At 64.2% G+C, this 14,711-nt stretch carries 12 protein-coding genes and 1 other RNA gene; 4 read left to right on the top strand and 9 right to left on the bottom strand.

What is annotated here, in order from left to right; genetic code table 11:
- Positions 1-69: 69 nt before the first annotated feature.
- The 5 genes from DFR43_RS09380 to gyrA are packed head-to-tail and all read right to left on the bottom strand — an operon-like array spanning position 70 to position 7,949.
- Positions 70-2,109, bottom strand: coding sequence for a bifunctional 3-phosphoshikimate 1-carboxyvinyltransferase/cytidylate kinase (locus DFR43_RS09380; RefSeq protein WP_133597972.1), 2,040 nt, complete (start codon positions 2,107-2,109; stop codon positions 70-72).
- A 7-nt stretch (positions 2,110-2,116) separates the two neighbouring features.
- Positions 2,117-3,013 carry a prephenate dehydrogenase gene (locus DFR43_RS09375; RefSeq protein ID WP_133598075.1) on the bottom strand — a complete coding sequence of 299 codons (897 nt, stop codon included), beginning with the start codon at positions 3,011-3,013 and terminating at the stop codon, positions 2,117-2,119.
- A 26-nt stretch (positions 3,014-3,039) separates the two neighbouring features.
- A complete protein-coding gene (pheA, locus tag DFR43_RS09370; RefSeq protein ID WP_133597970.1) occupies positions 3,040-4,164 on the bottom strand; it encodes a prephenate dehydratase in 1,125 nt (374 codons plus the stop codon).
- A 21-nt stretch (positions 4,165-4,185) separates the two neighbouring features.
- Complete coding sequence (serC, locus tag DFR43_RS09365) at positions 4,186-5,304, bottom strand: 3-phosphoserine/phosphohydroxythreonine transaminase (protein ID WP_133598073.1); 1,119 nt, start codon at positions 5,302-5,304, stop codon at positions 4,186-4,188.
- Between the two features lie 8 nt (positions 5,305-5,312).
- Positions 5,313-7,949 carry a DNA gyrase subunit A gene (gyrA, locus tag DFR43_RS09360; RefSeq protein ID WP_133597968.1) on the bottom strand — a complete coding sequence of 879 codons (2,637 nt, stop codon included), beginning with the start codon at positions 7,947-7,949 and terminating at the stop codon, positions 5,313-5,315.
- Positions 7,950-8,210: 261 nt separating this feature from the next.
- Between gyrA and ompA the strand changes: the two genes are divergently transcribed.
- The 4 genes from ompA to ssrA all read left to right on the top strand — a co-directional run bounded on the left by ompA (position 8,211) and on the right by ssrA (position 10,730).
- Positions 8,211-8,876, top strand: coding sequence for an outer membrane protein OmpA (gene ompA, locus DFR43_RS09355; protein ID WP_133597966.1), 666 nt, complete (start codon positions 8,211-8,213; stop codon positions 8,874-8,876).
- An 86-nt stretch (positions 8,877-8,962) separates the two neighbouring features.
- Positions 8,963-9,676, top strand: coding sequence for a bifunctional 2-polyprenyl-6-hydroxyphenol methylase/3-demethylubiquinol 3-O-methyltransferase UbiG (ubiG, locus tag DFR43_RS09350; RefSeq protein ID WP_133597964.1), 714 nt, complete (start codon positions 8,963-8,965; stop codon positions 9,674-9,676).
- Positions 9,673-10,341 carry a phosphoglycolate phosphatase gene (gene gph / locus DFR43_RS09345; protein WP_133597962.1) on the top strand — a complete coding sequence of 223 codons (669 nt, stop codon included), beginning with the start codon at positions 9,673-9,675 and terminating at the stop codon, positions 10,339-10,341. Before ubiG ends, gph begins: the two co-directional genes overlap by 4 nt.
- A gap of 13 nt (positions 10,342-10,354) precedes the next feature.
- Positions 10,355-10,730: a transfer-messenger RNA gene (gene ssrA / locus DFR43_RS09340) on the top strand.
- Positions 10,731-10,989: 259 nt separating this feature from the next.
- Here the strand turns inward: ssrA and DFR43_RS09335 are convergent.
- Genes DFR43_RS09335 through DFR43_RS09320 form a run of 4 tightly spaced genes read right to left on the bottom strand, consistent with a single transcriptional unit; the run spans position 10,990 to position 14,698 of the window.
- Complete coding sequence (locus DFR43_RS09335; protein WP_133597960.1) at positions 10,990-13,104, bottom strand: 7-cyano-7-deazaguanine synthase; 2,115 nt, start codon at positions 13,102-13,104, stop codon at positions 10,990-10,992.
- Entirely contained in the window at positions 13,094-13,885 is a 792-nt protein-coding gene (locus tag DFR43_RS09330; RefSeq protein WP_133597958.1) for a hypothetical protein, read from the bottom strand. The genes DFR43_RS09335 and DFR43_RS09330 overlap by 11 nt, the downstream gene beginning before the upstream one ends.
- A 35-nt stretch (positions 13,886-13,920) precedes the next feature.
- The gene (locus tag DFR43_RS09325; protein ID WP_133597956.1) at positions 13,921-14,154 is read right to left on the bottom strand and encodes a LexA family protein; all 234 of its coding nucleotides are present in this window, start codon (positions 14,152-14,154) and stop codon (positions 13,921-13,923) included.
- A complete protein-coding gene (locus DFR43_RS09320) occupies positions 14,123-14,698 on the bottom strand; it encodes a thermonuclease family protein (protein WP_009518301.1) in 576 nt (191 codons plus the stop codon). Before DFR43_RS09320 ends, DFR43_RS09325 begins: the two co-directional genes overlap by 32 nt.
- Positions 14,699-14,711 lie beyond the last annotated feature (13 nt).

Raw genomic sequence — 14,711 nt, 5'->3', positions numbered from 1 at the left:
CTTCCGGCCTGCGGACGGCAGAACATCCGGCGGGGCCATCAGGGCCAAGCCGCCCTTGCGGGCGGCGCTTCAATGCGCCCAATCCGGGCGCCGCGCCTGCCACCAAGCCAGCACCTGCTGCACCGATTCTTCGATGCTTTGCGCAGAGTTGTCCAGCGGCAAGGCGTCTTCGGCGGGTTTGAGGGGCGCGTCTTGCCGCGACATGTCGCGGGCATCACGCGCCTTCAAATCCGCCAAAAGGTCTTCTATTCTAGCAGGGATTCCTTTGGAAATCAATTGTTTATGGCGCCGATTGGCCCGCTGCTCGGCGCTGGCGGTCAGGAACACCTTGAGCGCGGCATCCGGGAAGATGACCGTTCCCATGTCGCGGCCGTCAGCCACCAGGCCGGGCAGGGCGCGAAAGCGCCGTTGCAGGTCGAGCAACGCTTGCCGCACGGGCGGCAGCGCCGATACCCGGGAGGCGGCCATGCCGGCCGATTCGGTGCGCACGGCATCGCTGACGTCTTCGCCATCGAGCCACACGCGGCCGGCGTCAAACCGCACTGGCAACGTGGCGGCCAGCTGGCCGAGCCGCTCGGCCACGGCGGGCTGGGTCAGGCTGGCCGCATCGGTCGGGATGCCCTGGCGTTCGGCGGCCAGCCCCACCAGCCGATACAGCACGCCCGAATCCAGCACGTGGTAGCCGAGCCGCTCGGCCACGGCGGTGGCCAGCGTGCCTTTGCCCGAGGCGGTGGGGCCATCGATGCAGATCACGGGGATGTCGGCCGGCGCGGCCTGGCACACGCCAAACAGCGTCTCGAAATAGTCGGGAAAGGTTTTGGCGACGCACTTTGGGTCTTCGATGCGCACGGGCTGCCCGGCCGGGTTGAAGGCGGCCAGCGAAAAGCACATGGCCACCCGGTGGTCGTCATAAGTGTGGATGCGGGCCGCGTGCCAGTGGGTCGGGGGGGTGATGCGAATCGCGTCGTGGGCCTCCTCCACGGTGGCGCCGAGTTTGCGCAGCTCGCAGGCCATGGCGGCGATGCGATCGGTCTCCTTGACGCGCCAGCTCGCGATGTTGCGCAGCGTGGTCGTGCCCTGGGCGTAGAGGGCCATCACGGCCAGGGTCATGGCCGCATCGGGGATGTGGTTGCAGTCCAGGTCGATGGCCTTCAGGGGCCAGTGGCCGCGGCGGATATGGAGCTGGTTGGCGCTGCCGGTGATGTCGGCGCCCATGGCGCGAGCGGCGTCCACGAAGCGGATGTCGCCCTGCATGGACGCCAGCCCCACGCCTTGGATGGTGATGCCGTCGTGGCCGGGGGATGCGGGGGCAATCGCGCCCAGGGCGATGAAGTAGCTCGCCGAAGAGGCGTCGCCCTCCACGTGCACGCCGCCGGGGGAGCGGTAGCGGCTGCCGGCCGGGATGGTGAAGCGCTGCCAGCCGTCGCGTATCACGGCCACGCCAAAGCGCGCCAGCAGGGCCAGCGTGATCTCGATGTAAGGCTTGGAAATCAGCTCGCCCACCACTTCGATGGTCACATCCTGTTGGGCCACCAGGGGCAAGGCCAGCAGCAGCGCCGTCAGGAATTGGCTGGACACATCGCCACGCACGCGGATGGGGGCTTGCAGCTGCAGCGGCACCGGCGCGCCATGGCCGACGCGCAGCGGCGGGTAGCCTTCGCGCCCCAGGCAGGCGATGGGGCAGCCGAGTTGGCGCAAGGCATCGACCAGGTCGCCGATGGGCCGCTCATGCATGCGGGGGATGCCGCTGAGCTCGAACACGCCCCCGTGCGTGCTGGCGAGCAAGGCCAGCGCAGCGGTCAGTGGGCGCATGGCCGTGCCGGCATTGCCCAGGAAAAGTTGCGCCTGGCGCACGGGCAGGCGTCCGCCCAATCCTTGCACTTTCACTTGCTGCGGCCCGAGTCGCGTGACCTGGCAGCCCAGGGTTTGCAGCGCGGTCAGCATCACGCGGGTGTCGTCGGAGTCCAGCAGATCGTGCAGCGTGGTCTCCCCGTCGCTGAGCGCGGCCAGCAGCAATACCCGGTTGGAGATGCTCTTGGAGCCGGGCAGGGTGACGGTGCCGCCTGCGCTGCGCAATGGGGGGATGTCCAGAAACGGGATGGCGTACATGGGCTATTCAGGGGGATTCGGGCGGGGCCGATGGATCGGCCTGGCCGCCGAGCCGCCAGCGGGCGCGGGCTTCGCTGGCTTGGCGGATGAGCGATTGCAGGGCGGCGGCGTCCTGACGGCGCATGGCGTCTTCCAGCGTGTCGAGCGCCGCGCGGAAATGGCGGGCCTGGGCCAGCACCTCGGCCTGGTTGGCCAGCAAAATGTCGCGCCAGACGCTCGGGTCGCTCGCGGCGATGCGGGTGAAGTCGCGAAACCCCGGGCCAGCCAGTTCCAGAAATTCCTGGGCCTGGGGCTGGGCGCCGATGGCATTCATGGCCGCAAAGGCCAGCAGGTGGGGCAGGTGGCTGACGGTGGCGTAGGCAGCATCGTGGGCTTCGGGGCTCATCTGGCGCACCTGCGCGCCCAAGGCCGTCCAGACTTGCCGGGCCCGGTCCACCTGGGCCGTTCGGGTCTCGGGCGTTGGCGTCAGAATGACCTGGCAGCCGTGGTACAGCCGGGCATCGGCATGGTCCACGCCGGCGCACTCCTTGCCGGCGATGGGGTGCGCCGGCACGAATTGCGCCAGCTTGTCTTTGAACGAGCGCCGCGCTGCGGCCACCACATCGCCTTTGGTGGAGCCCACGTCCATCACCAGCGCCTCGGGGCCGACCAGATGGCGAATGGCTTTGAAGGTGTCTTCGGTGGCCGCCACCGGCACGGCAATCAGCACCAGGTCGGCGCCAGAGACGGCCAGCAGGGCCGAGGGCGCTTCCACGTCGATCACGCCCAGTTCACGGGCGCGTTGTAACGTGCTGGGCGATTTGCTGTAGCCCGCCACCCGGCGCACCAAGCCCGCTTGCTTCAGCGCCAGGGCGAACGATCCGCCCATCAGGCCGCAGCCGATCAGCCCCAATTGCTCAAACACCGGTGTGGGCCGCATGTGGCTGGCCCTCAATCCGACACCGGGTACGCCCCCAGCACCTTGTAGAAGGCGCAGAGGCTTTGCAGCTCACGCAGCGCAGTGGCCACATGCGGCTGCGAGGGATGGCCGGCGATGTCGATGTAGAAGTAATACTCCCATTGCCCGGATTTGGCCGGTCGGGACTCGAAACGGGTCATGGACACGCCGTTTTGCTTCAGGGGCACCAACAGGTCGTGCACCGCGCCTGGGCGGTTGGGCACCGACACCACGAGGCTGGTGCAATCCTTGCCGGAAGCCGGCGGCATGGCCATGGTTTGTGGCAGACAGATGATGGCGAAGCGGGTGCGGTTGTAGGCTTCGTCCTGAATGGCGTGAGAGACGATGTGCAGCCCAAACTGCGCGGCGGCGCGTTCGCTGGCAATGGCCGCCCAGGCGGGGTTCTCCGTGGCCAGGCGGGCGCCTTCGGCATTGCTGGCGACGGCGCGGCGTTCGGCCTGCGGCAAATGGGTGGACAGCCATCCCTGGCACTGCGCCAGCGCCTGGGGGTGTGCCATCACCACCTCGATGCCGTCCAGGCTGGGCGCTTGGCGCAGCAGGTTGTGCCGCACCAGCAGGCTGACCTCGCCCACGATGTGCACCGGCGAGCGCAGAAACAGGTCCAGCGAGCGGGTGACCACCCCTTCGGTGGAGTTTTCCACGCCCACGACCCCGAACTGGGCCGTGCCCGCCGCCGTGGCGTGGAAGACTTCGTCGAAGCTGCTGCAATGGATCAGGTTGGCCGCGCTGCCAAAATATTCGATCGCCGCCTGCTCGGTGAAAGTGCCCTCGGGGCCCAGGACGGCGACCCGCTGCGGAGCCTCCAGCGCCAGGCAGGCCGACATGATTTCGCGCCATATGGCCGCCACATGCTGGTTGAGCAAAGGCCCACGGTTGGCGGTCTGGATTTTGTCGATGACCTGGGCCACCCGGTCGGGGCGAAAGAAGGGGGAGCCTTCGGCGCGTTTGATCTCGCCCACCTGTTCGGCCACCCGTGCCCGCTGGTTGAGCAAGCTCAGCAATTGCTGATCGATGGCGTCGATTTGCTGGCGCAGCGCGGCCAGGGCCTCGCTCTGCACGGGGCCGGGCGCGGAGTGGGGGGGGCGTGGGTCGGTCATGGCACGGGGCGCAGGAGGGGGTTAGGCATGGTGGCGCTCGAAATCGCGCATGAACTCGACCAGCGCCTGCACCCCTTCCAAGGGCATGGCGTTGTACAGGCTGGCCCGCATGCCGCCGACGGATTTGTGCCCTTTGAGCTGCAACAGCCCGTGCGCCCGAGCCTGGGCCAGGAAAGCGTCGTTGAGTCGCTCCTCACGCAGTTGGAATGGAATATTCATGCGTGAGCGACACGCCGGATCGACCCGGTTGACATAGAGCTGCGAGCCGTCGATGCAGTCGTACAGCAGCCGGGCTTTGGCGAGGTTGCGTGCCTCCATGGCCGCGACGCCGCTGAGCGCGCCTTCGCGCTGGGCTTTGAGCCACTGAAAGGTGAGTCCAGCCATGTAGATGCCGTAGGTCGGTGGCGTGTTGTACATGGAGGCGTGCTCGGCCACGGTGCGGTAGTCGAAGGCGCTGGGGCAAACGGGCAGGGCGTGGCCCAGCAGATCCTCGCGCACCACGACCAGCGTCACGCCGGCGGGGCCGATGTTTTTCTGGGCTCCGCCAAAGGCCAGCCCGACGCGCGACCAGTCCACCGGACGCGACAGCACGTGCGAGGAAAAGTCGATCACCAGCGGGGCGTCACAACCCAGCGCCTGCAGGTCGGGCAACTCGTGAAATTCCACCCCGTGGATGGTTTCGTTGCTGCACAGGTGCACGTAGCTCAGGCCGTCGCGCAGCGGCCAGGTGGCCGGGGCCGGGATGGTGGTGAAGCCGGTATCGGCACCGCTGGCGGCCACGGTCGCGTCGCCATATTTGCGGGCTTCCTGGGCCGATTTCTGGCTCCATGCGCCGGTGACGATGAAATCCATCAGGCGAGCCGGTTTCCGTGCCGCCAGATTCATGGGCACGATGGCGTTTTCCGCCAGGCCCCCGCCTTGCATGAACAAGATTTTGAAGGTAGGCGGCACGGCCAGCAGTTCCCGCAAGTCGGCCTCGGCCTGCTCGCAGATCGAGACGAATTCCTTGCCCCGATGGCTCATCTCCATCACGCTCATGCCGCTGCCGTGCCAGTCCAGCATCTCGGCGGCCGCCTGCTGCAGCACGGCCTCGGGCATGGCGGCCGGGCCGGCCGAAAAGTTGTAGGGCCGCTGGCGCATGGTTTGTGTCACGGTGTTTCTCCGCCGGTGGTCGCGCCGTCTTCGTTGCCGCCGTCGCCATTGGCGTCGTTTTCGACGATGCGCTGCAGGCCGCTGAGCTTGGCGCCTTCATCCAGACTGATGAGCGTGACGCCCTGCGTGGCGCGGCCCAGCTCACGGATTTCGGCCACGCGCGTGCGCACCAACACGCCGGTGTCGGTGATGAGCATGATTTCATCGTCCGGGCGCACCAGGGTGGCGGCCACCACCTTGCCGTTGCGCTCGCTTTGCTGGATGGCGATCATCCCCTTGGTGCCGCGCCCGTGGCGGGTGTATTCGGTGATCGGCGTGCGCTTGCCGTAGCCATTTTCGGTGGCGGTGAGCACGCTCTGGGTCTCGTCTTCGGCCACCAGCATGGCGATCACGCTTTGCCCGTCCTCCAGCGTCATGCCCTTGACGCCACGGGCATTGCGGCCCATGGGGCGCACGTCGTTTTCGTCGAAGCGCACCGCTTTGCCACCGTCGGAAAACAGCATCACGTCGTGCTGACCGTCGGTCAGCGCCGCGCCGATCAGGTAGTCGCCTTCGTCCAGGTCCACCGCAATGATGCCGGCCTTGCGGGGATTGCTGAACTCATCGAGTGCCGTTTTCTTGACCGTGCCGCCTGCCGTGGCCATGAACACGTAGTGGTCGGCCGGGAAGCTGCGGAATTCGCCGGTCAGCGGCAGCACCACGTTGATTTTTTCGCCGTCTTGCAGCGGGAACATGTTGACGATGGGCCGTCCGCGCGAGCCGCGCGAGCCCGACGGCACCTCCCAGACCTTGAGCCAGTAGAGCCGCCCGCGGTTGCTGAAGCACAAAATCCAGTCGTGCGTGTTCGCGATGAAGAGCTGGTCGATCCAGTCGTCCTCTTTGGTGGCGGTGGCCTGCTTGCCGCGTCCGCCCCGTTTCTGCGCCCGGTACTCGCTCAAGGGCTGGCTCTTGATGTAGCCGGCATGGCTGAGTGTCACCACCATGTCGGTGGGGGTGATCAGGTCTTCGGTGGACAAATCCTGCGCACTGTGCTCGATCTGGCTGCGGCGTGCCCCGAGCTTGGTTTGGCCAAACTCGGTCTTGATTGCCGTCAGCTCCTCGGCAATGATGGCTGAAACCCGTTGCGGCTTGGCCAGGATGTCCAGCAGGTCGTCGATCTCGGCCATGACCTCCTTGTATTCGGCCACGATCTTGTCCTGCTCCAGCCCCGTGAGGCGTTGCAGCCGCATTTGCAGGATTTCCTGCGCCTGGGTGTCGCTGAGGCGGTAGAGCCCATCGGCCTGCATGCCGAATTCGCGCTCCAGCCCCTCGGGGCGGTAGTCGTCGGCATTGACGAGGCTGCCATCGGCCCGGGCGCGGGTCAGCATTTGGCGCACCAGGGCGCTGTCCCAGCGGCGCGACATCAGCTCGGCCTTGGCCACCGGCGGGGTGGGGCTTTCGCGGATGATGCGAATGAACTCGTCGATGTTGGCCAGCGCCACCGCCAGGCCTTCGAGCACATGGCCGCGCTCGCGCGCCTTGCGCAGGTTGAACACCGTGCGCCGCGTCACCACCTCGCGCCGGTGCTGCAGGAACAGGTCGATCAGCTCCTTGAGATTGCACAGCTTGGGCTGGCCATCGACCAGCGCCACCATGTTGATGCCGAAGGTGTCCTGCAACTGGGTCTGCTTGTACAGGTTGTTGAGCACCACCTCCGGCACTTCGCCGCGCTTGAGCTCGATGACCACGCGCATGCCGGACTTGTCGGACTCGTCCTGGATGTGGCTGATGCCTTCGAGCTTCTTGTCGTGCACCAGCTCGGCGATGCGTTCCAGCAACGATTTTTTATTGACCTGGTAAGGGATCTCGTCAACGATGATGGCCTGGCGCTGGCCTTTGTCGATGTCCTCGAAATGGCATTTGGCCCGCATCACCACACGGCCGCGCCCCGTGCGGTAGCCGTCCCGAACGCCCTGGATGCCGTAGATGATGCCCGCGGTGGGGAAGTCCGGCGCCGGGATGATCTCCATCAGGTCATCGACGCTGGCGTCGGGGTGTTGCAGCAGGTGCAGGCAGGCATCGACCACCTCGTTCAAGTTGTGCGGTGGGATGTTGGTGGCCATGCCCACCGCAATGCCAGCACTGCCGTTGACCAGCAGATTGGGCAGGCGCGTCGGCAGCACCAGCGGTTCCTTCTCCGAACCATCGTAGTTGGGGCCGAAATCGACGGTTTCCTTGTCGATGTCGGCCAGCATCTCATGCGCGATCTTGGCCAGGCGGATTTCGGTGTAGCGCATCGCCGCGGCGTTGTCGCCATCCACCGAGCCGAAGTTGCCCTGGCCGTCGATCAGCATGTGCCGCAAGCTGAAATCCTGCGCCATGCGCACGATGGTGTCGTACACCGCCGAGTCGCCGTGCGGGTGGTATTTACCGATCACGTCACCCACGATGCGCGCCGACTTCTTGTAAGGTCGGTTCCAATCGTTGTTGAGCTCGTGCATCGCGTACAGCACGCGGCGGTGCACGGGCTTCAAGCCGTCCCGGGCGTCGGGCAGGGCGCGGCCGACGATCACGCTCATGGCGTAGTCGAGGTAACTGCGGCGCATCTCCTCTTCGAGGCTGATGGGCAGGGTTTCCTTGGCAAATGAGGTCATACGTGCGACGGCGTGATTCGGGAACAATCCGCCATTTTATGTGTCTGTATAGCGCTGGAATGTGGAGCGCATGCGAGGGTGGAGGCCGCGCGACCTGTTGTTGCAAGACAACAAAAAGTCGCGCGCGTTGCAAGCCGTAACATGCCGAAACGGCTCAAAGTGCCGCGTTTGATCAAATATGGCACAATGAAACCGTTTCGGGAGAGGCGACCACGCTTCGGTTGATTCTCTGTTATTTCACCCTAATCAATGAGGATTCCGATGAAAAACTTGAACAAAATCGCAGCACTGTTCGCCACGGCTGCACTGGCCTCTGCCGCAGGCGCCCAAACCATTGACAACTGGCGCGCTGCAGACGGCACCGTCTGGAAAAACGGCACCAACGAGCTCTGCTGGCGCAACGCCAACTGGACGCCGGCCACCGCTGCTCAAGGTTGTGACGGTGCCATCGTGCCTCAACCAGCTCAGGCCCCGGCTCCCGCACCTGCTCCGGCTCCCGCCCCGGCGCCTGCTCCGGCTCCCGCCCCGGCCCCGGCCCCGGCCCCGGCTCCCGAGCCCGTGGCGGCCGCTGCCAAGGTGACTTACGCTGCCGACGCCTTCTTCGACTTCGACCGTGCCGTGCTGCGCCCTGAAGGCCGTGCCCGTCTGGACGACCTGGTCGAGAAGATCCAGGGCATCAACCTGGAAGTGATCATCGCCGTCGGCCACACCGACTCCACCGGCCCTGCCGAATACAACCAGCGCTTGTCCGAGCGTCGTGCCGAGGCCGTCAAGGCTTATCTGGTCAGCAAGGGTATCGATGCCAACCGCATCTACACCGAAGGCAAGGGCGAGACTCAGCCCGTGGCCGACAACAGCACCCGCGAAGGCCGTGCCAAGAACCGCCGCGTGGAAATCGAAGTGGTGGGCACCCGTCCCAACAACTGATCCACCGATCGCATCACGGATCGCAAAAAACCGCGCTTCGGCGCGGTTTTTTGTTGCCTGCCATCGGGCAAGGCGATAATTCCCCCATGGACAGAAACGTCAATGCCGACCCGGCCGAATTGGCCAAATTCTCTGAATTGGCCCACCGCTGGTGGGACCCGGAAAGCGAATTCCGCCCCTTGCACCAGATCAATCCCTTGCGGCTGGAGTGGATCGACCGGCTCGCCGCTTTGGCGGGCAAGGCAGTGTTGGACGTGGGGTGCGGAGGGGGCATTCTGGCCGATGCCATGGCCCGCAAAGGCGCCGAGGTCCTGGGCATCGATCTCGCGGGCAAGGCGCTGAAAGTGGCGCAACTCCACGCGCTGGAGGCGGGTACCACGGGCGTCCAGTACCGAGAGGTCAGCGCCGAGCAACTGGCCGAAGAGCGCCCCGAAAGCTTCGATGTGGTCACCTGCATGGAGATGCTGGAGCATGTGCCCGATCCGGCCTCGGTGGTCCAGGCCTGCGCCCGCCTCGTCAAACCAGGGGGGTGGGTGTTCTTCTCCACCATCAACCGCAATCCCAAGTCTTTCCTGTTTGCGATCGTGGGCGCAGAGTACATTCTCCAACTGCTCCCCAAAGGCACGCATGAGTACGCCAAATTCATCAAGCCGAGTGAATTGGCGGCGCATTGCCGCGCTGCTGGCCTGACGCTTCGGGCCACGCGAGGCATGGAGTACAACCCGCTGACGCGTCGTTACTGGCTCAGTGGCGACACCAGTGTGAACTACCTGTTGGCCACGCAAAAGGAGCCTGCATGAAGTTTGCGGGCGTGCAGGCGGTGCTGTTCGATCTGGACGGCACCCTGGTGGACAGTGCGCCCGATCTCGGGTATGCGGCAGACCAGATGCGGGTTGCCCGTGGTCTGCCCTCACTGCCTTTGGCACGCTACCGACCATTGGCCGGTGCCGGTGCCCGTGGCATGATTCAAGTCGCGTTTGGCTACGGGCCGGATCATCCCGATTTCGAGGGCTTGAAGCAGGAGTTCTTTGACCGCTATCAAGCCTGCATGACGCAACGCACGCAGCCGTTTGACGAAGTGGATGAGATGCTGCGCGCCTTGCAGAACCACGGCTTGGCGTGGGGGGTGGTGACCAACAAGTTGGAACGCTTTGCGTTGCCGTTGACCGCGGGCATGCCGTTGTTTGCGCGGGTGGGAGCCGTTGTCGGCGGAGACACCACGCCGCACCCCAAGCCCCACCCGGCCCCGCTCCTCGAAGCCGCACGGCGTCTGGGGGTGGCACCCGATCGATGCATTTATGTGGGTGATGATCATCGCGACATCGTCGCCGGCAAAGCCGCGGGCATGCCGACGATCGCGGCCCGGTATGGCTATTTGGGTGTGGAAGCCGATGTGAATGCCTGGGGGGCCGATGCCGTCATCGAGACGCCCATGGCCCTCTTGAACTTTCTGGACTTGACGTAAACTAAGCGGCTATGGGGCTGCATTGGTTTCGACGTGGGTTCGGGCACGCAGCAGGGCATGTCGAGGTTCTGTCACCTCGTTAAACCGCAGAAAAAAAGTAACTGCAAACGACGAACGTTTCACACTCGCCGCCTAATCCGGCGAGCCTCGCAACAGTTGGCCTGTGGGCTGGGTGAGGGTGGCTGCAAAGCCGTCCTGACTGCGAGGGAATTCACATAGGCTGGCTGTCAGGCGGGCAACTTGCCTGGCAGTGAGACCCAAGGTTGCTGGCTTGGCTTGCAGCGTGTCGCTGCGCAGCTTGTCAGGCGAGATCCAATCAGACGACTACACATGTAGAACTGCGCGAAGAAGGCTTGCGGACGGGGGTTCGATTCCCCCCAGCTCCACCAATCACAGGGGACAGACTCGCTCTGTCCCCTTTTCTTTTTTGGGCGCACGCCCAGTATTGGCGCGGGTTCCGGCCTTGCTGCGAAGGACGCCGCTGCCCCGCGCGGTCCGGTTTCAGGCCGTATTCCGTTCTCTGTTCCCGTCTATTCTCTGTTTCTGCGAAGGACGCCGCCGCGCTCTCGCCAGCAACGGCGGGGATTTTCGGCTGCTTGTTCGTCACGGAAACCGCGTTCACGCAGGCGACCCGGCCCCGGAACTGGCCTATGTGTTTACGATGGGCCGGACCTCCCAGGTGATCGGCATCCCGGGCCGGTAGACGACCTCGTTTCCGTGCTTGATGCTGGCTTTCAGGTGCTCCGCCAAGGGTTTGTCGTACTTCTCGATCTGTTTGATGGCTCGGTCGACGGCATTGCGAAAGGCGTCCCGGACGTTCTTGCGCTTGTCTCCGGCCTTGCGTTGCCGCCCGCCGAGTCCCTTTCCTCCCTCCAGCGCTTTGGTCAGGAAGGCCATCTCCTCTTCGATCTCCTCGACTCGCGCGTGGTCTCCGGAGTCGCGCGCCTCTCCGATCTCGCCGAGGAGTTCGCGGGCACGTTGCTGCCACTCGCGGAGGGCACGCCGATCTGCAACATCGCCCGCGTCGGTCAGCGGTGCGCCGGTGACGACCTGAAAGCCATCCTCGATCTCTTCAGGCGCAACCCCGCTATTGGTAGGCAGATCGACGGCATTGGCGGCGCTTCCGCAGGCGATTTCGTAAACCGACAGTTCCCGTTCGGGAAACGCCAGCAGGAGGTTGATGTACTCCGCGCCCTTGTCGACGTTGAGCAGGCAGATGGTGTTGCGGCCCTGGAATCGCACTTCCCAGACTGCCCCGCGCTTGCGGAAGAAGTTCTCCGGCTGTTTCTCGACCGACACCACGGCGGGGATCGAATTCACCGAAGCGGACTCGTAGACCGTTCGCAGCAAGCAGTCGCCGGGCAAAGACCGTTCCCGGATCTGGGTGAAGTAACGCCGCCCGAGTTCGTCGACAGCACCGGTTACCTCCTCGGCGTGCCGCTTGTAGAGGTCGAACACCCGCTGCGCGGCCTGCCCGGCGCTGGTGTTCAGGTACTTGAGCACGCGACCGACATCGGGATAGCTGCTGATGAAGTCGGCCACGCCTGTCAGGTTCTTCACCTGGTTGGCCCGCTCCAGATAAGCGGCCGCCATGATCTTATCCTCGTCCTTCTTCCTGCTCTGGGTGAACACGTCGACCTTGTAGTGCTCCACCGGATCGTGCTGATCGGCTTTGGCGGCGAGGACGGCGAAACGCCGATCGATGCACTGCGAGCAGCCGCCGCAATGGGTGTGCTGGTTGCTCATCTCCCAGGTGTGCGTGCAGGTCATCGAATGTTTGATCAGATCATGGCAACCCGCGTTGGTGATGACCTTGACCACATCGGCCTTGGTTTTCCAGATGTACGGGTTCTCGACGATGAAGGGTTCGCCGGCCACCAGGGTGATGATGTCCTGAAAGCCTTTCATCACCCTGGGGTGCGTTGTGCGCGTGGCTCGACCGCCCACCACCTGTGCGCATACCGGGAGGTTCAGACTGATCACGCCGTTCTCGTAGAAGCGCACACTCTTGAGGCCCAGCATCCTCGCAATCGTCGCGCCGATGGAGACGTACAGGAACGACCGGCTGCGCTGGGTGTACTCGTGGTTCAGTCCTTTGGTCTTGTGGACGCGAACGGTAATGCGGTGCGGCACGTTGTCGCCTGATTTCGCGGCCAGCATCTCTTCGAGAACACGGTGTCGCTTGTTGAGCTTGGAGGTCGACTTGTGAGTGACCAGGACCACGCGCCTCCTCTGATTCACAACCTCATCAATGGCACCGGCCAGGGAGTCCAGCCCTCCGGAGAACATGACCACTTGCTCCGGCATCCCGTACATCTGCTGGGTGTCGTTGAACTCAAGGTACTCCTGGAACTGATGATCTTGGTCGAGCCTGACGAAGTCGAACTGGTACTGGTCGTCGGACAGGAACCCAAGCGTCGAGCACAGCGCCTCTCGTACGTCCCGCCTGTTCCAGAAGTCAGGGTTACGCACCGGCACCACAAAGTGCAGGTCGCGCCGCCAGCCATTGCCAAAGGTATCGACATCGTCCGCGCCGCGTCTGACCGCCTGATCGGCGCTATAGACATAGGTGGCGATCTCCAGCAGGTCGTGAAACAGTGGCGGCACGCCACGAAACATTTTGGTATGAACGTCTTCGATCCGCAGGGTGATGTTCCCGAACCCGGCCCTGCCCGAGAGCCGCAAGCGCAGGTCGCGTGCGGGGTCTTCACTGATGCCCTTGGCGGATACGTTGCCGCAAAGGATGTATCGCTTATCTTGCATCGCCGCTACTCGCTCCCACCTTCAACTCATCCCTCATCTTTTTCAGCGCGTAGCCCGCGAACCCGTCCGATGACTTTCTGGAGATGTCACCGCCTTCGTGATAACGGTGCTTGGAAAACCATTCACTCGAAAACTGCTCGACGATGAGCGATGCCTCCCGGGTGTGGGTTTGCAGCGCGAGGTTGAACTCGGCCGCCTGATTCATCGTTGCAAAACGCATCCCCTCGCCGAGCTGCGTGTTGATGACTTTGCTCAAGAAATACTGCAGTCCCTCGTTGGCAAGCCGGGCGAAGAAATGCCTGGAGAATTCACCGAACTCACGGGGCTTGCCCAAATCCGCCAGGGCCGCCCGCATCGTGTCCGGGTCGGAAGAAAACAGTGAATGGAGCTTGGGGGCCAGTACATCGTTGACGGCGCCAACGATGGCCCGGTTGGCGAGCATGCCGAGATCGGAGCGCTTGCCGGTGCCTTCCACGCGCCGATCCAGCGCTTCGGTGATTGCCGTGGTCACATCGACGAGCGAGGGATCAGTGGGAAGATGGATGCCCGCAGCAGCGAGGTGCTGGTGGATGTCGGGCTTCTTGGCGGCAATCGCCATCTGGGTCATCAGCCAGACGGCCTCGGTGTAACCCACATCGTTCATCACGAAAGAGAAGGCCTTTTCGGCCGCCGTGATGGTGGCATTCGCAATTTGGGAGACGTTTGCGCCGGCGGCGATCAGACCGACGACCTCCTTCCACGCCTTCGTTCTTGGCAGTACTCCGAGCCGAACGTGCCCCATCCAGGACTCCCTTTGTTCAGATCAAAGCATCGCGATCACTCGTGCCGTTTCACGATCACGATACTCCGGGCCTTTTTTTCCTCTTTTCTCAAGTACCCCTTGCGTACCAGCTGCGCGATTTGTTCGTGAGCGCTGGCGTGGCTGATGCCCAGCACCTCGGCCAATTCCTTGACGGTGGGCGGCAGGCCTGTGCTGTCGAAGATTTGGCAAATCGCCCTCAGCGTTCTGGTCTGCGGCTCAGTAATGCCCTCGGTCTTTCGCTTGCTCATGGCATTGCTCCTTGCCGATTTGCATAATATATGACCTGACAAAAATCAGGTCAATGGAGGCGACCCAACGCGGAAATCTCTGGCCTGACTGCGGGTGCGTGGCGCGACGCCACTCCCAAGGGGGGATCGGAGCAGCATCACGCCACAGCCCGACGTGGCGGTCGCGTGCATCCTGCTCCGCGAGCTCGTAGGTACCGGCATCCTCGGCGGACTGCTCCCGTGCGTACTGGCGGTACCACCAAGCCATCCCGGTTGTGATCTGTGCCAGCCCGGCATCCAGTGTCTTCGGACAGGTGCGTGCGGTACAGGAGGAGTCGGCGACCAGTACCTTGCCAACAAGCCGCCCGTAGCGGTCGCGCTTGCTGCCCATCACGACGACGTCTTTGCCGAACACGAGGTTGGACATCGACGCCTTGGATCGCTGTCCGAACGGCTGCTTCTTCTCAGGCGCATCGATCCCCGCCACCCGGATCTTGTGCTGTGTCCCATCCGCATCGAGGACGGTGACCGTGTCGCCGTCGGCCACGCCAACCACTCTGCCCATGATGGTCTCCGCG

The organism is Tepidicella xavieri, from assembly GCF_004363315.1.
GTDB classification, from domain to species: Bacteria; Pseudomonadota; Gammaproteobacteria; order Burkholderiales; family Burkholderiaceae_C; genus Tepidicella; species Tepidicella xavieri.
This window is presented reverse-complemented; position numbering and strand designations above follow the sequence as displayed.